This is a genomic window from Chryseobacterium tructae (assembly GCF_030409875.1).
Classification (GTDB): domain Bacteria; phylum Bacteroidota; class Bacteroidia; order Flavobacteriales; family Weeksellaceae; genus Chryseobacterium; species Chryseobacterium tructae.
In genome coordinates, this window is sequence record NZ_JAUFQR010000001.1 from 3,542,582 (window position 1) to 3,561,916 (window position 19,335).

Consider the following 19,335-nt stretch of genomic DNA (forward strand, 5'->3'; position numbering starts at 1 on the left):
TTATTAAAATTAGACAAAAATAATAAAATCTTAATAACTGTTAAAAATAACTTAAAAAAAATTGCAACATCCAATATATTCAGCCTTTTTTAATAAAAAAAATAAATAGTAAATTACTATTTCAAAGAATTTAATATTATATTTTTGATATATTAGTGAAAACAAGAAGCCCCACCATGTGGAGCCTCAGCTAATACTTAAAAAAGCACTATCCTAAATCTACCTTAAATAAGGTTGTAAATAATCAAAGGGTTTTTCTATACAAACAAAAATGACGGGTTGAATGTATATTCCTTTTCAATCATTTAAAATTAAAATATTTCAAATATGAAATGGTAAACTTCATATTGTCTGCATTCCCAAAATTAGGATAAATTGTAATTAGTATAATTCAAAGTCTGTAGAATTAATTACACAAAAGAGTACAATAAATTCTACAGATAATCCCAATAAAAAAGACTTCATTTCTGAAGCCTTTATTTTTTTCATTTTCTAATCATTTGGAATTCTTTTACTATCATAAGTATCACTTCCAAGTCCTAATACAGGAATAAAAATAAACCCTAAGAAAAATAACAGAATAGTATACAATGGAGTTTCTTTTGCAAAACCTTTAGCTAATCTGTCATTAACTACCCACGCAGCAAACAGATTTACAAATGGAATTAAGAATAAAATGATCCACCATATAGGTTTTTTCACAATATCCAGCATGACAACAGCATTATAAATAGGGACAAAAGCTGCCCAGGCATCTTCCCGACCTGCTTTTTTAAAGATCTTGAACATACAATATCCATAGAATAGATACACAAGTAAACTCATGAACATTGATCCAATCCCTAATCCTGCAGCGGCTGCACTGGAAGCCGCATCTACCCCATTGTAGGGGTCTGTTTGTAAAAGAGTTAACATATTATTATTTTTTTTGGTTTCTTCAAATATAAAAAAAGCTTCTAAATAATTAGAAGCTTTTTTTTGATATTTTAAAAACGTTTATGCATCAATTTTTGCATACTTCGCATTTTTCTCGATAAATTCTCTTCTTGGTGGAACCTCATCTCCCATCAACATTGAGAAAACACTATCTGCTTCTACAGCATTGTCAATAGTCACCTGCTTCAGAATTCTGTGTTCAGGATTAAGGGTTGTTTCCCAAAGCTGCTCAGGATTCATTTCTCCAAGACCTTTATAACGCTGTACTTCAACACCTTTTCCGTCCGGAGACATTTCTAAAGTGAATTCTTCACGTTCTTTCTCGTTGTAAGCATATACTTTTTTGTTTCCTTTCTTTAATAGGTATAAAGGTGGCTGAGCAATATAAATATATCCATTCTCAATAAGTTCCTTCATATATCTGAAGAAGAAAGTAAGAATTAGGGTAGAAATGTGAGATCCATCAATATCGGCATCGGTCATAATAACGACCTTATGGTATCTTAGCTTAACCATATTCAAGGCCTTGCTATCTTCTTCAGTTCCTACAGAAACTCCAAGAGCAGTATAGATATTTCTGATTTCTTCATTATCATATACTTTATGAAGCATCGATTTTTCTACGTTCAAAATCTTACCTCTTAGTGGAAGAATAGCCTGGAAGTGTCTGTCACGTCCTTGTTTTGCTGTTCCACCTGCGGAATCTCCCTCCACAAGGAAGATTTCAGATTCAGCTGGATCTTTAGATGAACAGTCAGATAGTTTTCCAGGAAGTCCAGATCCTCCCATCGGAGATTTTCTCTGAACCATTTCACGGGCTTTTTTTGCTGCCTGTCTTGCTTTTGCAGCGAGAACTACTTTTTGAACAATAGTTTTAGCTTCATTAGGGTTCTCTTCCAAAAAGTTAGTAAGCATCTCCCCTACAATTTTATCTACAGCACCAGAAACTTCAGAATTTCCTAATTTCGTTTTGGTCTGTCCTTCAAACTGAGGTTCCATTACTTTTACAGAAATTACAGCGGTTAATCCTTCACGGAAGTCATCTCCTGTAATTTCTACTTTTTCTTTTGCCGGAAGTCCCAATTCATCTGCATATTTCTTTAAAGTTCTCGTTAAAGCTCTTCTGAAACCAGCTAGGTGAGTACCTCCTTCATGAGTATTGATGTTATTTACATACGAGTGAAGATTTTCGTTGAAAGAAGTATTGTAACGCATTGCTACTTCTACCGGAATATTATCTCTTTCTCCTTCCATGAAAATCACGTGTTCCATAATAGATTCACGGTTTCCATCGATATAAGCAACAAATTCCTTTAAACCTCCTTCAGAATGGAAAATTTCCGACTTGAAAGCACCGTCTTCTAATTTCTCTCTTTCATCTGTAAGGGTAATCGTAATCCCTTTATTAAGGTAAGAAAGCTCTCTTAAACGGGTTGCTAATGTATCATAGTTATAAACCAGTTCTGTAAAAATAGTATCATCCGGCTGGAAAAACTGCTTAGTTCCTCTTTTATCACTATTTCCAATTTCTTCAACTCCTGTCTGAGCTTTTCCTTTTGAATATATCTGTTGATAAACATTACCGTCTCTGTAAACCGTAGTGATCATTTCATTAGAAAGAGCATTCACACAAGATACCCCTACTCCGTGAAGACCTCCTGAAACCTTGTAAGAATCTTTATCAAACTTACCTCCGGCTCCAATTTTCGTCATTACAACTTCAAGAGCAGATTTTTGTTCTTTTTCGTGGAAGTCAACAGGAATACCTCTACCGTTATCGCTAACCTCGATTCCGTTTCCTTCTTTAATCGCAACGAAGATTGTGTCGCAGTATCCTGCCAATGCCTCATCGATAGAGTTATCTACTACTTCATAAACCAAATGATGAAGACCTCTTAATCCCACATCACCAATGTACATTGAAGGACGCATACGTACGTGCTCCATTCCTTCCAATGCCTGAATACTACTAGCTGTATATTGTTTTTGACTCATATTAAATATTAAAAATCCTGCTATATGCAAAGACTTACAAATATCGTGATTTTTTTCGAGGTATGAAAGTTAAAAAGTGTCAAAAAAAGAGGAGTTAAAAACAAAAAAAAAGCAGATGATATCTGCTTTTTTAATTTCTATTCAAATCTAGGAGTTGTTCTTTTTAATTTTAAATATATTTTTCAATTTATAACCACTACTGAATCTATTTTCCTTTTTGGTCAGATGTACCTGTACCTCCATTTTATCTGGATAAAGAAAAAATTCAAAATAATTAATTTCGTTTTTTTTCACTTCTATATCTCCTATCTGATCTTTTCCTTTAATCATATCATAATATTCTCCTAAAAATTTAAAGTCTGAAGACATACTGTCAAAATGAGGGGTTATTTTAAATATGAGAATATAAGTTTTCTTATCAAAATCGTAGGTTAAATTCTGCTCGATCTTTTCTATAAAAAAAGAGATATCAGATTGATCGTTCTTATTATTTGCATAAAAAAATTCATGAGGGAGCAGCAGTTTTATGTCTTTTTCCATCACATTCAAATCTCCTCTTGGAAGAACGTAATCATTGGTCAGATTCTGCAAAGATATATTTCCCAATGATCTGAAAAAACGATCAATATTCTTTCTAGTTACATTTTCATCTTTATCCTCAATATAAGCCTTATAAAGTGCAAGGGTACATTCATTACCTGATGTTTGACTATTGATATCTTTACATAATCTTGTTAACAGTCCTGGTGTAAATTCATCAACCTTTTCTTCAATATTAATTTTATTTACCTTGTTAATATCCCTGATTAACTGAACATATTTTGAAATCTTACTGTTTGCAGGCAGATCCATCATATTTAAAAAATGAGCAAGAACCTGTTCATTCGTCATATTCAGATAAATAACCATGTACAGAAAATTGGTAACATTATTTCGCGGATTATAGGTTGCAAAGTCTACCGTTCCAAAAGCCATTTTCCATGTATTATTATTTCGAACCGGAACTGTGGAAATATTCTTTCCCATCAGTTGGCTGTTCATCTGTGGAACAAATACAAATCCCGTATTCAGGAAATCATATTTTCTATTTTCAAAAAAGATCAGTTCAAGAGAATTAAAACTACTATCTCTTCCACTGGATCGCTGAAGATTCTGGTAATATATTTCACCAGCAACTCTTCTTCCTTCATCAATAAAAAAATTATATTCTGCCGGAAGGTTGATTTGTTCTCCCTGGGGCATATAGATTCCCTTCAATCCATTTCTGTACTGAGCAGAAGAAAATGAATAAAATAAAAAGAAGGCTGTAAAAATTCCTTTATATAAAAATCTCATGGTTGATTTCCTGGTCATATTATTTAATCAAAATTCTTGCAAGTATCGCTATTTTTTTCGAAGTATGAAAGTTAAATAATGTAGAGTTTTCTCAGCAAAAACATAAGGAATCACTAACCAATAAAAGATTCAAAATTAAAATGTATTGTTGAAATATCAACTGTTTTAAATCATACTCAACATCAATAATTTATGCGTAAATTTATTTACTGAAAAGTTGATATTATGGATGATTTTATTGCTGCCCGCGCCCAGATGGCGCTTTCTCTGGGCTTCCATATCATATTCTCCTGTGTGGGAATGGTAATGCCTTTCTTAATGGCTTTTGCCCATTGGAAGTACCTAAAAACCAATAATGAAGTATATAAAGGGCTTACGAAAGCCTGGAGCAAAGGGGTTGCTATCTTATTTGCTACCGGAGCTGTTTCAGGAACGATGCTTTCCTTTGAATTGGGTCTTTTATGGCCTGGATTTATGAAACATGCAGGCCCTATCTTTGGAATGCCTTTTTCATTAGAGGGTACCGCTTTCTTTATTGAAGCTATAGCCATTGGGTTCTTCTTATATGGCTGGGATAAATTTAATAAGTGGTTTCATTGGTTCTGTGGTTTCTTGTAGGACTTAGCGGGCTAGCATCAGGTATTCTGGTGGTAGCTGCCAATGCCTGGATGAATTCTCCTACCGGTTTCGATTATATAAACGGACAATACCTTAATATAGACCCAATCAAAGCCATGTTCAATGATGCATGGTTTCCGCAGGCGCTCCATATGACTGTTGCCGCTTTTTGTGCTACAGGATTTGCAGTAGCTGGAGTGCACGCCTTTTTAATTATGCGAAAAAAGAATGTGGAATTTCATACGAAAGCATTCAGAATTGCGGTAGGCTTTGCTCTTATTGGAGCCTTTGGAGCTCCTTTGAGTGGTGATGTGGCAGCAAAATCTGTTGCAGAGCGGCAACCTATTAAATTAGCAGCTATGGAAGCTCACTTTGAAACAGAAAAAGGAGCTGCCTTTGTGATCGGGGGAATTCCTGATGAAGACAAAGAGGAGATCAAATATGCCATTAAAATTCCGAAGGTACTCAGTTTTCTTGTTAGCAATGACTTCAATGCTGAAGTAAAAGGACTTAAGGATTTTCCAAAGGATGAATGGCCTCCGATAGCCGTCACCCATTATGCCTTTCAGATCATGATCTTCTTTGGAGTTATAATGATTTGTATTGGAACTATATACCTTTATGCTTTCTTCTTTAAAAAGGAATGGCTGACTAAAAACTGGTTATTAAAAACATTCTTAATTGCTACTCCTTTCGGGTATATTGCTTTGGAAGCAGGATGGACAGTTACAGAAGTAGGAAGACAACCGTGGATTATTTATGGAGTCATGAGAACGATAGATGCGGTAACTCCAATGCCTGGAATACAATATTCATTCTACTTCTTCACTGCTATATTTATATCTTTATCATTGATTCTGGTGTTTCTTTAAGAAGACAAGTACAAATGGTACCTAAACTTTATGACCCAACAGACCCACAGTTTAACGATAAAAACAAAAAATCATGATTTACATTGTTATAGGTTTTCTATGGCTTTCCATCTGTCTTTACATTATTTTAGGGGGTGCTGACTTCGGAGCGGGTATTGTAGAACTTTTTACCAATAAAAAAGCCCGTCATAAAACCCATGAGATCATGTATGAGTCTATTGCTCCTGTTTGGGAAGCAAACCATATGTGGCTGATTATCGCGATTGTTATCCTTTTTGTAGGCTTTCCTGAGATTTATACTACAATGTCTACCTATCTTCATATTCCTTTGGTATTAATGCTTGTAGGAATTATTGCACGCGGAACGGCTTTTACATTTAGGCATTATGATGCGGTAAAGGATAACTGGCAGGTTTTATACACCCAGATATTCTATTATGCCAGCCTATTGACCCCATTCTTTTTGGGATTAATTGCAGCTGCAACAGTTTCTCAATCTATCAATCCTGATGCTACGACCTTTCCGGATCTGTATATTTATAGTTGGCTGAACTGGTTTGGAGTTTCTGTAGGACTATTTACGGTAGCCTTGTGTGCTTATCTTGCCTCTATTTTTTCATTAAGAGAAACACGTGGTAAGGAAGAGCTACTCCTGATGATCAGAAAATCAAAACAAACCATGATTTTTGTAATCGTTACAGGAGTTCTAGTATTCGCTACTGCTTATTTTTCAGATATACCTCTTTTGAATTGGGTATTTTCCAAACCTTTAGGAATTATGGCAATTGCCTTTGCTACGGTTGCTTTACTCCTTATTTTAAGAGCTTTGAATAATCAAAAATTACTTCCGGTGAGGGCTCTTGCAGGCTTTCAAATGGTGATGATTCTTGTGGCAGCTACGTATCAGCATAATCCTAATATCATTTTATTAGGTAACGGACAACATCTTTCCCTTTTGGAACATATGGCACCGGCTAAAACTATTTCTGCCTTAGGTTGGGCATTAATGCTGGGCTCATTATTTATTCTTCCGTTTTTGTTTTATCTGATGGCCTCATTCAGTAAATTAAGAAAATAAATATGCAAAATTATAAGGACAAAGCAGAACTTATTGAAGAGATAAAGAAAAGATATATCCTCTATGATCAGGAATTGAACGACATTAAAGAGGAAGAAAAAGATCTGCTAAAATCCGGCGTTGACAAAACTCCGTCACAAAATATATCCTATCAGATTGGCTGGACACATCTTCTTCTGCAATGGGAAGCTGATGAAAAGAAAGGAATAGAAGTAAGAACACCTACGCCTGAATACAAATGGAATAATTTAAAAGGATTATATCAATCTTTTTATGATCAATATGGCTCTTATAGTTTATTAGATCAAAGAGCGCTATTACAAAAACAAGTGAATGAAATTATAGCCTGGATTGAAAGCCTTGATCATGAAACTTTATTTGTTCCTGAACAGAGAAAATGGGCAACAACACCAGCTCAATGGCCCGTTTGGAAATGGATACATATTAATACTGTTGCTCCTTTTAAAAATTTTAGAACGCAGCTTAGAAAATGGAAAAAACAAACCGGAACAGAATAGCTCTGTTCCGGTTTTTATTTCTAATCTATTATAGTAGAGATCATATTAATTCTTAATGGCTTTCTTAGAAATGATCCGATTGGAGGCTGTTGTAATTTTAATCAAATAAACCCCATTGATCAATGATGCTGTATTTAGTTTCAATCCTTTGGATTCCTGAACTAAATGCCCACTTTCATTATATACCTCAACATTCTTAATCTTTTCTTTTGTATGTAAGGTTAGCTCATTTTTAAATGGATTCTCGAAGGTAACTTCTGCAGCTTTTTCAATTTTCCTAGATTCAGTAGAAAGGACTTGTGCTTGCTCACTAATGATATATCGTATTATTTTTTTGGGGCTGAAAAAATATAAATAATTTCCTATCACTTGAAAGTTGGGATATTCCCCATAGCCATAATGAGTATAAACGTTATCTCCAGTACTAAAAACAGGTTGATTATTGATATTTTTCAGTACACCCGATGAAGAATAGGAAGCAATAGCAATATCTCCCTCATCATAAGATTTTAATAGGAAAAATAATCGATTGGCATTATCTGTATAAAAATTGGAGTAAGGCGTGTAGTTGATAGAATTTATTTCTTTATTTAAAGTAAAAACACCATTACTTCCAAAGCTGGCATCAAGAAATCCATTTGATTTTGTTTTAGAAATGAAGCATTGTGATGAGCCTCCATCAAGCATATTCAGCATAGAGCCATCCGCTTCATTATACATAGAATTTCTCACATTTATAGGTACAATTGAGGTTTCCCCTAAGCCATTATTACCATAATTGAGATCCAGATTACCAGTCATAATATTCAACTTTCTTATTCCATAATTGTTGATGTTAGAATCTACTGAACCGAATTCATAAGCAAAGTTATTATGAATTGCTCCATAAGCATAGGTTGTAGAATAGCTTAATGTAGATTGCCTTCCATTGGTTCCATAGCTTGAATCCAAGACTCCATTCGCCAAAATTCTTGTAAATTATTATCTTTTCGGAATACTATCGTACCATTAGGCAATATCTGTATATATCTTTTTCCGGAAATATCATTCGTTGCCCAATTCATTTGGAATGCGGTATCATATTGTCCTGCAGCAGAATACTTATCATCACTATAATTGATTAAATAGTCAGCATTTGCATCCAGTAAACTTGATGGAGAACCTAAACTTCCAGAATCTACAAAAGAACCGTTACTCCCAAAACTAATATCGGGAGTACCATTAGAATTTAACCGTATGTACTTTATATACTTATTGTTCCCGGCAATAGTAAGGTAAGTATAAGCAACTAATAATTGGTCTCCAATAAATTTATGGGTTGAATAACCTCCGTTATCATTATAGACAAATTCGCCATTATTGCCATAAGAAAGATCTTTTTGTAGAGAAACTTGTGCATTAATTAGACTACATGCACATAGCACAAGGCCTGTGGTAATTATTTTTTTCATGAGAATTTATGTTTTTATTAAGAACTAATTTACTAGTTTTTTTCCAACTACAAATAAAAAAGAGTGAACGTAACGTCCACTCTTTTAAACTTATAATAGTAATATTGTATATCTTATACCAGCTTCATCAAAAGATTTTCATCAATCTTCTCCACTTTTACAAGATTATTTTTCGTTAAAGTCTTAGAAGCTTTATCCCATTTCTTACCGGATAACTGGCTTCTTTCTTTTACTTCAGCCAAAGACATTGCTTCTTCCTGAGAATTAAGGATTTCAAGAATTACTTTTTCATCTTCACCAAGCTCAATTTGAGGAACCGCTTTCTCTGGTCTCATTTGAGGGAAGAATAATACTTCCTGGATTGAAGCATTGTTCGTTAAGAACATGATTAATCTGTCCATACCGATTCCTAATCCTGAAGTAGGTGGCATACCATATTCAAGAGCTCTTAAGAAATCTTGATCGATGAACATTGCTTCATCATCTCCTCTTTCAGATAATGCCATCTGAGCTTCAAAACGCTCTCTCTGATCGATTGGGTCATTAAGCTCTGAATAAGCGTTTGCGATTTCTTTACCACAAACCATTAATTCAAAACGTTCAGTTAAACCTTCTTTGCTTCTGTGTTTTTTAGTCAATGGAGACATTTCAATCGGATAATCTGTAATGAAAGTCGGTTGAATGAAGTTTCCTTCACACTTCTCACCAAAGATCTCATCAATTAACTTTCCTTTACCCATTGTTTCATTCACCTCAATTCCGATAGACTTCGCAAAATCGTATAATTCTTTCTCTGTTTTTCCAGTAATATCGAAACCTGTGAATTTAAGGATGGCTTCCGTCATGGAAACTCTTGGATAAGGTGCTTTGAAATCTACTTCATGTTCTCCAAATGTAGCTGTGGTAGTTCCGTTTACCTGAATCGCACAGAATTCCAATAGTTTTTCTGTGAAATCCATCATCCAGTTGTAGTCTTTATAGGCTACATAGATTTCCATGGCTGTAAACTCTGGGTTGTGAGTTCTGTCCATTCCTTCGTTTCTGAAGTTTTTAGAGAACTCATATACTCCGTCAAAACCACCTACGATCAATCTTTTCAGATATAATTCGTTGGCAATTCTTAAATATAATGGAATGTCTAAGGCATTGTGGTGCGTGATGAAAGGCTTAGCCGCAGCTCCACCAGGAATTGACTGCAGAATTGGAGTTTCCACTTCAAAATATCCTGCATCGTTGAAGAAAGTTCTCATCGCGTTGAACAATTTTGTTCTCTTCACGAAAATCTCTTTCACCTGTGGATTTACCGTTAAATCTACATAACGCTGTCTGTATCTTAATTCAGGATCTGTGAATCCGTCGTGTACAACACCATTTTCATCTGTTTTAGCCTGAGGAAGTGGACGTAAAGCCTTAGTAAGAAGTACAAAATTCTTTACTAAAACAGTCTTCTCTCCTACCTGAGTCGTAAACAACTCTCCTTCAATACCAATGATATCACCAATATCTAAAAGGTGTTTGTAAACTTCGTTATATAATTCTTTGTCTTCACCCGGACAGATCTCGTCTCTGTTGAAGTAAACCTGGATTTTTCCTTTAGAATCCTGCAATTCTGCAAAAGAAGCTTTTCCTTGAATTCTGCGGGACATTAATCTACCAGCGATCTTCACCTGTTTACTTTCAGAAAAGTCCTGTTTTATAGATTCTGTAGTATCTGTAATGGTATACTCATCCGCAGGGAACGCATTAATCCCCATTTCAGTAAGCTTATTCAGCTTTTCTCTTCTAATGATTTCTTGTTCTGATAATTGCATTTCTTATTTTTCTAAAAGCGTACAAATTTAGTCATTTTTGAGTTGACCGTCAATTGATTTTTTCAGAAATTTTAAAATGTCAGCCGAAATGAAGGTAAGATACGGAGTATTGAGATGTAAGAAATGAATTAATGTACTATTTTTAACTTTAAACAGTGAACTTAAAGCTAAATAAACCAATGTTTCCTATCCTTTTGAAGAACAAATGTCCAGGCCAAAATTCTGCTGATCTTTTGTCCCTGAGCCATATCAATGGTTTTAACTTCTATAGCTTTTACCTTTTTTAAAAGTGTAGTTAACTTATACAGATTATCTTTTTTAGAAACCAGGCACGTGAACCAAAGAACCTGGGATGAATATTGAACACTTTCATTGATCATATTAGCAATGAATGCTAATTCGCCCCCTTCACACCATAGTTCCGATTGCTGTCCGCCAAAATTAAGTAATGTTTTCTGTGCTTTTCCCTTGTTTAAATTCTTTGTTTTTCTGATATTTCCTTTGATCATCGATTCTTTGGAGTCGTGAAAAGGAGGATTACACATGGAAAATGTGAACCGATCTCCCGCTCCGATTATATTCTTGAATACATATTGAGTGTCAGGCTGATGCTGTAATAAAATCGATGACGATAAATCAGGATTTTGATCCAGAATTTGCCGAGCATTTTTTAAGGAATCTTCGTTAATATCCGTCCCCAGCATCTTCCAGCCATAGGATTGATGAGCAATTAAAGGATACACAAGATTGGCTCCTACTCCAACATCCAATCCTTTTACAGAAGTTCCTGTTGGAATTTCACTCCGTTTTTCTGCCAAAAGATCTGCAATATAATGAACATAATCTGCACGTCCCGGAATAGGCGGACATAGATTAGCATCAGGAATGTTCCAATCTTTAACATTATAAAAATGGAGAAGTAAAGCCTTGTTTAATAATTTTACAGCTTTAGGAATGCTGAAATTAATGGTTCTTGTCCCATGAATATTCACAAAGACATACTGCTTCAGTTCTGGCACACAAGAAATGAGCAGATCAAAATCATAAGGATTACGATGCAGATTTCTTGTATGCAGACTGGATTTTTCTGTGGACATATCTTATTTCTTCTGGCTCAGAATATATTCCACCATTTTTTTGGCATCTTCTTTAGATACCTGTGGATGAGCAGCCATAGGGACACCGCCCCAAACTCCACTGCCGCCCTCTATAATCTTGGAAGCTAACAACTCGATATCCTTGTCAGAATATTTGGCTGCGATTTCCTGATAAGAAGGTCCTATCATTCTTTCATTGACAGAGTGACATCCAGAACAGTCCAATGTTTCCATGATCTTGTCACCGGAAAGATTGGATGCCGCAGGAGCAGACACCGATGCAGCATCAGAAGATGCAACCTCTGCCGTATTTTCTTTTTTAGAACAGGAAAAGATCAGAAGACCTAAAGTTCCCGCCAAAAATAAATTTTTCATTATTTCTTCGCTGTAGAATCTGTTTTAGCAGCTTCAGGAGCAGGTGTAGCCGGAGTTGCAGCAGCTGGAGCAGCAGGCTTAGCTGTAGAATCTACAACGGTAGTTGCTTCTGGCTCTTCAAGCATCGTGTTGCTATCCTGTAATGAGTGATCTGCTTTTTTTGAGCAGCTTGCTAATAATAAACCTCCGATAAATGCGATTGCTAATACTTTTTTCATTATTTTTTCTATAAAATTTAGACAAAAGTATAAAAAATAAGCTTTTAAAACGATGACATATCTCCACTTTAAGCATATTTTTTTCTAAATTTAATGAAATCATAACGGTTATATAAAGCGATATTTTTAAATTTAGTCTATGGTTTTAATTTCTAAAATACTGTTTTTCACCAGCCATCATGGTTTTTATACTGTGATCCTCCTTTTTTTGATTTTTGGATTATTATCCTATCTCACTAAAAAAGCATGGCTATTGATCTTTGCAATTCCACTTTCCATTTTAAATGGACTTTGCGGACAATTTCTGAATGCCTGGTTTCTGAATCAATATGGTGTGCAAAGTACAGCTATCATTACATCTGATGTGGAAACCAATTCTACGCTGAATGAGATGTACATCCACGATTACGAGGCAGTTGTTAGAAAACAGGATGGGAAATATGTTTCCACGTTTTTCTCTACAACATCGGCTACTATTTATCCTATTGAAAATGCTATCCGAATCCCACGGATGGAACAAAGTTTTCCTGTAAAATATATTCCGGGATATGAAAAAAACATTGTCATTCTTTATAATGAATCTGAAGAAGGAAAAGCTGCACTGAAATATTCAAAGCTGGCTCCCGTAAACACGGCAAGGATAAAATATGAAGCAGACAGAACCAATAAAGAATTTGTTGCAGAATATATTATAGCTTTAGAAAATTACTTAAACACTTATGATGACGAAGCCTACAAAATACAACTCGAAGTATTGAAAAAAGAGTTGAAACAACTGAAATAACATCCTCAACATATAAATAACCATGAAAAGAAAAAAAAAATTGATTACCCCCTTAGCTTTCCCTCTATCCCTCTTATTATTGTCTTGTGATAATAACTCATCCAACAAAGAACAGGAATCCACGATCAAGGCAGAAAGAATCACCCTTTTAAACACCACAAAATCCTGGGACGGCACTCCTTATCCCAACTATCCTCAAACAAAACCAGAGATCAGTGTTTTAAAAATATCAATTCCTCCTCATCAACAACTAGACTGGCATAAACATCCTGTCATTAATGTTGCCTATGTAGCCAAAGGAGAAGTCTTACTGGAAAAGAAAGATGATGGTAAAAAAATTTGGGTCAGAGAGGGAGAAGCCGTTCCGGAGACTGTAAATTTAGTTCATAAAGGACAAACTGGAGATAAAGGAGTTACCTTAATCGTCTTCTATGCAGGAACTCCAGGAGTTCCAATAACAGAACCTGAATAGAAAATTAATATTTTTTTGAATTTTTTATTTTTTGTATTAAAAAAATTTCTACATTTGTCCCATGTTTACAATGAGCAACAATATTTGGTGGTGGCTTTCAAACTCTTCGTCGGGTCTGAAGTTATTGTCATGTTGCTAACCAAACAGCAGATATAAACAAAACAATATACAATATAAGGCTTTGACGGATTCCGTTAAAGCCTTTTTTTTATTCTAAAATCTAAAAAAATAAAACAGCAGATGTTTACTCAGAAAATCAAAATAAAAACCGTTTCGAAAAAAACTCTTGGAGACCTTCATACTCCTATGAATATTTATCTTAAAATCAGAGATAAGTTCAGGGATACTATTCTTCTGGAAAGCTCCGACTCAAAAAGTATTGATAATAATTTTTCCTTTATTGCCATCAATGCTGTTGCAGGAATTGAAGTAAAAAACTTAAATGAGTTTGAAATTAAGCTTCCTGAATCCACACCAGTAAAACAGTTTATCATGGAGCGCAATATCACTGAGATATTTGAAGATTTCCGTACTGTTTTTGATTGTGAAAAGACCAATGATCCTATTGAACAAACTGCACAAAGCCTTTTCGGGTATACAAGTTTTGAAGCGGTACAGTTCTTTGAAAATGTCAATTTAAAAGCACAAAGCCCGGAAGTAGAAATTCCCATCCTCAGATACAGATTATACCAATATGTAATTGCCATCAATCACTTCAACGATGAGATGCATATTATTGAAAACCAAATGAACGGTGTAAAATCTGAACTTCACCTATTGGAAAACCTCATCAAAAATCAAAATACTCCTGTATATCCATTTGAAAAAAATGGTCAGGAGACTTCAAATATTACTGATGAAGAGTATATTGAACTGGTAAAAACTGCCCAAAAACACTGTATGAGAGGTGATGTATTCCAATTGGTATTGAGCAGAAGATTTGAACAGAAATTCAAAGGAGATGAATTTAATGTATATCGTGCTTTGAGAAATATTAACCCTTCTCCTTACCTGTTTTATTTTGATTATGGAAACTACAAATTATTCGGTTCAAGCCCTGAAAGCCAATTAATCATCAAAGATAACAAAGCCATTATTCATCCGATTGCCGGAACTGCCAAAAGAACAGGGAATTTTGATGCCGATCTGCAGGCTATTGAACTACTAAAAAATGATCCTAAGGAAAATGCAGAACACACCATGCTGGTAGACCTTGCTCGTAATGACCTTGGAAAATTGGGAAAAAACGTAACGGTTACTAAACTAAAAGAAATCCAGCTTTTCTCTCACGTAATCCACATGGTAAGTGAAGTGACTGCCGATCTTCCGGAACAAATCAATCCTCTCGACATGATTTCTGCTACTTTCCCTCAAGGAACTTTAAGTGGAGCTCCAAAACATAAAGCTCTTCAACTTATCGATCAATATGAAAAAGATTCCCGCGGATATTATGGTGGATGTATAGGTATGGTAGGTTTAAATGGAACGTGTAACCAAGCTATTATGATCAGGACTTTTTTAAGTAAAAACAATACTCTTTATTATCAGGCAGGAGCTGGTCTTGTAGCAAAATCTGTCCCAGAAAGCGAACTGCAAGAGGTAAACAATAAACTGAATGCTCTTAAAAAGGCAGTGGAAAAAGCAGAAAAAATAGTGAAAAACTAAAAAGACCAGTAACCGACTACAAAATTAATCATCAACAAAAAAGTAATGAACAACAATATAAACACTCAACAATCAGCAGTAAAGGTTCTCGTTTTCGATAACTATGACAGCTTTACTTATAACCTTGTCCAGATCATCGAAAGAATCCTGAATCAGAAAGTGGACGTGGTAAGAAATGACCAGATCACCTTGGAAGAGATTGGAAAATACGATAAAATCATTCTTTCTCCAGGCCCTGGAATTCCGGAAGAAGCAGGGATTCTATTGGATCTGATCAAAGAATACGCTCCTACAAAAAGTATTTTAGGAGTATGTTTAGGACAACAGGCGATTGCAGAAGCTTTCGGTGGAAGTCTTATCAATCTGTCCGAAATTTTCCATGGAGTGGCTACTACTACAGACTTGGTAAAAGAAAACACCAAGCTGTTTAAAGATTTAACATCAGGACTTGAAGTAGGAAGATACCATAGCTGGGCTGTGAATCCTGAGAGCTTTCCCAATGAATTGGAAGTTACAGCAGTGGATAAAGATGGAATGATCATGGCTTTACAGCACAAAACTTATGATGTACATGGAGTCCAGTTTCATCCTGAAAGTATTTTAACTCCTGACGGAGAAATAATTATCCGGAATTTTTAAATCAGTAAAAAGCTATTGATTACAATTTCCATTGAAAAATTTAATGAAGTAAGCCCCATATGAAAGCAACAATACAAGATCCATCAACCCTAAAAACTCCTCAAATGAAAGAAATATTGCAATATCTATTCAACCACAATACCTTGTCAAAATCTGAGGCAAAGGCTATGATGATTGAAATTGCCCAAAATAAGTTTAATACAGCAGAAGTAACCGCTTTCATCAGTGTTTTTCTAATGCGAAATATTACACTGAAAGAACTTGAAGGCTTTAGAGAAGCTCTATTACAAATGGCAGTTCCCATCCATATTGATGCCAGTGACGCCATTGATATCGTAGGAACAGGAGGTGACGGAAAAAACACAATCAATATATCAACATTGGCCAGCTTTGTGGTGGCCGGAGCCGGGCAGAAGGTAACAAAACATGGAAATTATGGAGCTTCAACCACTACAGGCTCATCCAACGTACTGGAGGAACTTGGATACCAGTTCAAGAACAGTTCAGAACAGCTGAATGAAGATCTTGAAAGAGCTAATATTTGCTTTTTACATGCTCCTTACTTCCATCCTGCTCTTCAATCCGTTGGGTTATTGAGAAAATCACTGGGATTAAGAACCTTCTTTAATCTTTTAGGACCTTTGGTGAATCCTGCAAAACCTCAATACTCAATGATTGGAGTGTACAACCTGGAAATTGCGAGAATCTATCAATACCTTTTACAACAAGAAGAACAGGAATTTATTTTAGTTCATGGATTGGATGGCTATGATGAGATCAGTCTTACCCACGACAGCAAAATCATTACTAAGAAAGGAGAGGAAATCTACTCTGCCGAAGACTTAGGCTTCAATCCTGTAACTCTAGAAGATATTAAAGCAGGCGAAACTACCAAAGAAACAGCAAAACTATTTATGAATATTCTGGAAGGAAAAGGAACTGAACAGCAAAATGCTGTGGTTTTGGCCAACGCATCTGTAGCGCTTTATCATACCCATAAATTCGGAACATATGATGATTGTTTGCTATTGGCACAGGAAAGCTTAGAAAGTGGAAAAGCATTAAAAACATTCGAACTTTTGATTAATTAATCTTATCATTCATTATTTTTTGAACCATTAAGAATTTTTAAGGAGTGAAGAATCGTTAAGATCATAGCTAAAGCTATTTATTCAACGTCATCCTTATTATCCATTTTTGATGGAACTTAATTTACTTTATCAAATTTCCATATCAAATGACCATACTAGATAAAATTATTGAAAGAAAAAAAGAAGAGATTTTGGTTTCAAAAGCTAATACTTCTGTCGATCAATTAAAGAATACAGTATCTTTCAGAAGAAAAAGCTCTTCACTGAAAGAATCCATTAAAAATAAAAGCGGAATTATCGCTGAATTTAAAAGACAATCTCCATCCAAAGGAATCATTAATGACCGTGCTCTGCCTTTAGACATTACTTCAGCTTATGAACAATTTGGAGCAAGTGGAATTTCCATTCTCACCGATAAAGATTTTTTTGGCGGAAGTTTTGATGATATCCTGAACGTAAGAGATCATATCAAGACTCCTATTCTGCGAAAAGATTTCATGATTGATGAATACCAGTTTTATGAAGCCAAAAGCATGGGAGCTGATGTCATTTTATTGATTGCAGCCTGTCTTTCGCCTAATCAGGTTCAGGAATTTACTGCACTTGCTCATGAACTGGATCTGGAAGTTTTATTGGAAATCCATACAGAAGAAGAGCTGAAGCATTTTAATTCTGATATAGACTTAGTGGGAATTAATAACAGAAATCTGAAGGATTTTAAAGTGGACTTACAACATTCCGTTCAATTAAAAGACCAGCTTCCCAAAGATACCTTGTCTGTTGCAGAAAGCGGAATCTATAGTTTTGAAGATTTTAAATATTTAAAGGAAAAAGGATTTGATGGCTTCCTTATGGGGGAATATTTCATGAAGAATGCAGATCCTGCAAAAGCTTTTGAAGAATTTTCTTTATTAATTTGAGAATTTGAAAATGAGTGTTTACCATACCATCAACCCACAACAACAAAATTCATTCTAATGAATCAACCATCAGCAACTACCCAATTCTCCCCTGCTCTCAAAGTATGCGGCCTGACAAAGCCAGATCAGATTCAGGACTTAATTGCCGTGAATGCAGATTTCTTAGGTTTTATTTTCTACGAAAAATCGCCACGATATGTTTTAAATTATCTGAGTCTTGAGGATATCTCACAGATTAACCACAAGGGAAAAGTAGGCGTTTTTGTGAATGAAAAAATTGAAAAAATGATTGAAATAGCTGAAAAAGGAAAGCTCAACCTCATTCAGTTACATGGAGATGAAGATGAGAATCTGATTATTGAATTGAGAAAACATCTTAATCCTGAGATTAAAATAATCAAGGTACTAAGAATTGGAAATGATACTGTTCAAAACAAAAAGAAAATAGCACAGACTTTCAGTAATCAATCAACCCACAACAATCTGTTGCCTATCACCTATTACCTATTCGATACAGACAGCAAAGCATTTGGCGGAACAGGACAACAGTTTGACTGGAATCTATTGAATGAGTTTGAAATCCCACTCCCCTATTTTTTGAGCGGTGGTGTTTCGGAAGAGAATATCAAAAACATTGAATCATTGAATCAAAAGCCTTTTGCTATAGACATTAATTCAAAATTTGAAATAGCCCCCGGTGATAAAAATGTAGAGACCATTAAAAAATTCAAAACCATCATCCATGGGAGTCCCGAAGGGACGATTTAGCCCAAAATTAGAAAATGGAATAAGATGAAAAATTTTTGTGGGATTGACATGATTGAATATATTAATAGCTAAAGAATTTTCTCATTTGCTACCATTAAATCGTCCCTTTGGAACTCTCTGTTAATTTTGATTAGAATTAAAACTATGAAATACCAAATTAAACAAACCAACGAATTAACAAACAACGAGATTGAACATATTTTAAAGCTATGGGACATTTCTGTCTGGAATACAATGGAACCTGATTATTTCCGCAATTTTTTTAAAGATTCGGAATTTCATTTACTGCTGGACTTACATTCAGAAATCATGGCCATTTTCCGGCTTAATTTTGATTTCGTATTGAAGATCTCTGAGGAACAATATGCTTTTGCAGAAGCTGTAGGATTGGTTGCCGCTCAAAAGAAAAAGGGATATGGAGCTCAGTTGGTTGAATATTTTAAAGACAATGTCACCCAAAGAAATATAGAAACGGTAGGTTTCTGCCATGCGGATCTTCGTCCGTTTTATGAAAAATGCAATATTGAAATCCTGTATGATAAAGCAAAAGCCATTAAAGAAAATGAAAATTCTGAATGGGTGAATTCAGAAGACGATGATATTTTAATTTTTAATGTATCCCAAAAAGAAAAAGAACAACTCAATACATTGAGCCAGCAACATAACGCTTATTTAATTACTAAAGAATAAAG

General features: G+C 34.9%; 19 protein-coding genes and 1 pseudogene. 11 read left to right on the forward strand and 9 right to left on the reverse strand.

Annotated elements, in window-relative coordinates:
* Positions 1–492: 492 nt before the first annotated feature.
* The 3 genes from QWZ06_RS17630 to QWZ06_RS17640 form a co-directional block, all read right to left on the reverse strand.
* Entirely contained in the window at positions 493–915 is a 423-nt protein-coding gene (locus tag QWZ06_RS17630; RefSeq protein ID WP_290300006.1) for a DUF5684 domain-containing protein, read from the reverse strand.
* An 81-nt stretch (positions 916–996) separates the two neighbouring features.
* Positions 997–2,931, reverse strand: coding sequence for a DNA topoisomerase (ATP-hydrolyzing) subunit B (gene gyrB / locus QWZ06_RS17635; protein ID WP_290300008.1), 1,935 nt, complete (start codon positions 2,929–2,931; stop codon positions 997–999).
* Between the two features lie 147 nt (positions 2,932–3,078).
* Positions 3,079–4,284, reverse strand: coding sequence for a hypothetical protein (locus QWZ06_RS17640; RefSeq protein ID WP_290300010.1), 1,206 nt, complete (start codon positions 4,282–4,284; stop codon positions 3,079–3,081).
* A 282-nt stretch (positions 4,285–4,566) separates the two neighbouring features.
* Between QWZ06_RS17640 and QWZ06_RS17645 the strand changes: the two are divergent.
* The 3 genes and pseudogenes from QWZ06_RS17645 (at position 4,567) to QWZ06_RS17655 (ending at position 7,352) form a co-directional block, all read left to right on the forward strand.
* Positions 4,567–5,756 (forward strand): annotated as a pseudogene (locus QWZ06_RS17645) (cytochrome ubiquinol oxidase subunit I).
* Positions 5,757–5,829: 73 nt separating this feature from the next.
* Positions 5,830–6,834 (forward strand): cytochrome d ubiquinol oxidase subunit II, encoded by a 1,005-nt coding sequence (locus tag QWZ06_RS17650; protein WP_290300012.1) that lies wholly within the window; start codon positions 5,830–5,832, stop codon positions 6,832–6,834.
* 2 nt (positions 6,835–6,836) lie between these two features.
* Positions 6,837–7,352: a ClbS/DfsB family four-helix bundle protein gene (locus QWZ06_RS17655; protein WP_290300014.1), complete on the forward strand. Its 516-nt coding sequence runs from the start codon at positions 6,837–6,839 to the stop codon at positions 7,350–7,352.
* A 45-nt stretch (positions 7,353–7,397) separates the two neighbouring features.
* Here the strand turns inward: QWZ06_RS17655 and QWZ06_RS17660 are convergent, their stop codons facing one another.
* The 6 genes from QWZ06_RS17660 to QWZ06_RS17685 form a co-directional block, all read right to left on the reverse strand.
* Complete coding sequence (locus tag QWZ06_RS17660; protein WP_290300017.1) at positions 7,398–8,318, reverse strand: T9SS type A sorting domain-containing protein; 921 nt, start codon at positions 8,316–8,318, stop codon at positions 7,398–7,400.
* Complete coding sequence (locus tag QWZ06_RS17665; protein WP_290300018.1) at positions 8,261–8,803, reverse strand: hypothetical protein; 543 nt, start codon at positions 8,801–8,803, stop codon at positions 8,261–8,263. The genes QWZ06_RS17660 and QWZ06_RS17665 overlap by 58 nt, the downstream gene beginning before the upstream one ends.
* Before the next feature lie 113 nt (positions 8,804–8,916).
* A complete protein-coding gene (lysS, locus tag QWZ06_RS17670) occupies positions 8,917–10,614 on the reverse strand; it encodes a lysine--tRNA ligase (RefSeq protein ID WP_290300020.1) in 1,698 nt (565 codons plus the stop codon).
* Between the two features lie 167 nt (positions 10,615–10,781).
* Complete coding sequence (rlmF, locus tag QWZ06_RS17675) at positions 10,782–11,711, reverse strand: 23S rRNA (adenine(1618)-N(6))-methyltransferase RlmF (protein WP_290300022.1); 930 nt, start codon at positions 11,709–11,711, stop codon at positions 10,782–10,784.
* Positions 11,712–11,714: 3 nt separating this feature from the next.
* Positions 11,715–12,086: a c-type cytochrome gene (locus QWZ06_RS17680; RefSeq protein ID WP_290300024.1), complete on the reverse strand. Its 372-nt coding sequence runs from the start codon at positions 12,084–12,086 to the stop codon at positions 11,715–11,717.
* Positions 12,086–12,304: a hypothetical protein gene (locus QWZ06_RS17685; protein ID WP_290300026.1), complete on the reverse strand. Its 219-nt coding sequence runs from the start codon at positions 12,302–12,304 to the stop codon at positions 12,086–12,088. Before QWZ06_RS17685 ends, QWZ06_RS17680 begins: the two co-directional genes overlap by 1 nt.
* Positions 12,305–12,443: 139 nt before the next feature.
* Between QWZ06_RS17685 and QWZ06_RS17690 the strand changes: the two genes are divergently transcribed.
* The 8 genes from QWZ06_RS17690 to QWZ06_RS17725 all read left to right on the forward strand — a co-directional run bounded on the left by QWZ06_RS17690 (position 12,444) and on the right by QWZ06_RS17725 (position 19,333).
* The gene (locus QWZ06_RS17690; RefSeq protein WP_290300028.1) at positions 12,444–13,088 is read left to right on the forward strand and encodes a hypothetical protein; all 645 of its coding nucleotides are present in this window, start codon (positions 12,444–12,446) and stop codon (positions 13,086–13,088) included.
* 22 nt (positions 13,089–13,110) lie between these two features.
* Positions 13,111–13,560, forward strand: coding sequence for a cupin domain-containing protein (locus tag QWZ06_RS17695; RefSeq protein ID WP_290300030.1), 450 nt, complete (start codon positions 13,111–13,113; stop codon positions 13,558–13,560).
* A gap of 240 nt (positions 13,561–13,800) precedes the next feature.
* Positions 13,801–15,225 carry an anthranilate synthase component I family protein gene (locus QWZ06_RS17700; RefSeq protein ID WP_290300032.1) on the forward strand — a complete coding sequence of 475 codons (1,425 nt, stop codon included), beginning with the start codon at positions 13,801–13,803 and terminating at the stop codon, positions 15,223–15,225.
* 45 nt (positions 15,226–15,270) lie between these two features.
* Complete coding sequence (locus QWZ06_RS17705) at positions 15,271–15,864, forward strand: anthranilate synthase component II (RefSeq protein ID WP_290300034.1); 594 nt, start codon at positions 15,271–15,273, stop codon at positions 15,862–15,864.
* 104 nt (positions 15,865–15,968) lie between these two features.
* Entirely contained in the window at positions 15,969–16,955 is a 987-nt protein-coding gene (gene trpD, locus QWZ06_RS17710; protein ID WP_290300036.1) for an anthranilate phosphoribosyltransferase, read from the forward strand.
* A gap of 146 nt (positions 16,956–17,101) precedes the next feature.
* Positions 17,102–17,875, forward strand: coding sequence for an indole-3-glycerol phosphate synthase TrpC (gene trpC / locus QWZ06_RS17715; RefSeq protein ID WP_290300038.1), 774 nt, complete (start codon positions 17,102–17,104; stop codon positions 17,873–17,875).
* Positions 17,876–17,932: 57 nt separating this feature from the next.
* Positions 17,933–18,643 carry a phosphoribosylanthranilate isomerase gene (locus QWZ06_RS17720; RefSeq protein WP_290300040.1) on the forward strand — a complete coding sequence of 237 codons (711 nt, stop codon included), beginning with the start codon at positions 17,933–17,935 and terminating at the stop codon, positions 18,641–18,643.
* A gap of 144 nt (positions 18,644–18,787) precedes the next feature.
* Positions 18,788–19,333, forward strand: a complete 546-nt coding sequence (locus QWZ06_RS17725; RefSeq protein WP_290300042.1) for a GNAT family N-acetyltransferase — start codon at positions 18,788–18,790, stop codon at positions 19,331–19,333.
* The last annotated feature ends 2 nt before the right edge of the window (positions 19,334–19,335 follow it).

Excerpts from the sequence above, each read along its gene's own strand:
- QWZ06_RS17665 (WP_290300018.1), bottom strand. The coding sequence starts at position 8,803 with ATGAAAAAAATAATTACCACAGGCCTTGTGCTATGTGCATGTAGTCTA.
- QWZ06_RS17680 (WP_290300024.1), bottom strand. The coding sequence starts at position 12,086 with ATGAAAAATTTATTTTTGGCGGGAACTTTAGGTCTTCTGATCTTTTCC.
- QWZ06_RS17630 (WP_290300006.1), bottom strand. The coding sequence starts at position 915 with ATGTTAACTCTTTTACAAACAGACCCCTACAATGGGGTAGATGCGGCT.
- rlmF (WP_290300022.1), bottom strand. The coding sequence starts at position 11,711 with ATGTCCACAGAAAAATCCAGTCTGCATACAAGAAATCTGCATCGTAAT.
- trpD (WP_290300036.1), top strand. The coding sequence starts at position 15,969 with ATGAAAGAAATATTGCAATATCTATTCAACCACAATACCTTGTCAAAA.
- QWZ06_RS17685 (WP_290300026.1), bottom strand. The coding sequence starts at position 12,304 with ATGAAAAAAGTATTAGCAATCGCATTTATCGGAGGTTTATTATTAGCA.
- gyrB (WP_290300008.1), bottom strand. The coding sequence starts at position 2,931 with ATGAGTCAAAAACAATATACAGCTAGTAGTATTCAGGCATTGGAAGGA.
- QWZ06_RS17690 (WP_290300028.1), top strand. The coding sequence starts at position 12,444 with ATGGTTTTAATTTCTAAAATACTGTTTTTCACCAGCCATCATGGTTTT.
- QWZ06_RS17720 (WP_290300040.1), top strand. The coding sequence starts at position 17,933 with ATGAATCAACCATCAGCAACTACCCAATTCTCCCCTGCTCTCAAAGTA.
- QWZ06_RS17695 (WP_290300030.1), top strand. The coding sequence starts at position 13,111 with ATGAAAAGAAAAAAAAAATTGATTACCCCCTTAGCTTTCCCTCTATCC.
- QWZ06_RS17655 (WP_290300014.1), top strand. The coding sequence starts at position 6,837 with ATGCAAAATTATAAGGACAAAGCAGAACTTATTGAAGAGATAAAGAAA.
- QWZ06_RS17640 (WP_290300010.1), bottom strand. The coding sequence starts at position 4,284 with ATGACCAGGAAATCAACCATGAGATTTTTATATAAAGGAATTTTTACA.
- QWZ06_RS17650 (WP_290300012.1), top strand. The coding sequence starts at position 5,830 with ATGATTTACATTGTTATAGGTTTTCTATGGCTTTCCATCTGTCTTTAC.
- QWZ06_RS17700 (WP_290300032.1), top strand. The coding sequence starts at position 13,801 with ATGTTTACTCAGAAAATCAAAATAAAAACCGTTTCGAAAAAAACTCTT.
- QWZ06_RS17725 (WP_290300042.1), top strand. The coding sequence starts at position 18,788 with ATGAAATACCAAATTAAACAAACCAACGAATTAACAAACAACGAGATT.
- trpC (WP_290300038.1), top strand. The coding sequence starts at position 17,102 with ATGACCATACTAGATAAAATTATTGAAAGAAAAAAAGAAGAGATTTTG.
- lysS (WP_290300020.1), bottom strand. The coding sequence starts at position 10,614 with ATGCAATTATCAGAACAAGAAATCATTAGAAGAGAAAAGCTGAATAAG.
- QWZ06_RS17705 (WP_290300034.1), top strand. The coding sequence starts at position 15,271 with ATGAACAACAATATAAACACTCAACAATCAGCAGTAAAGGTTCTCGTT.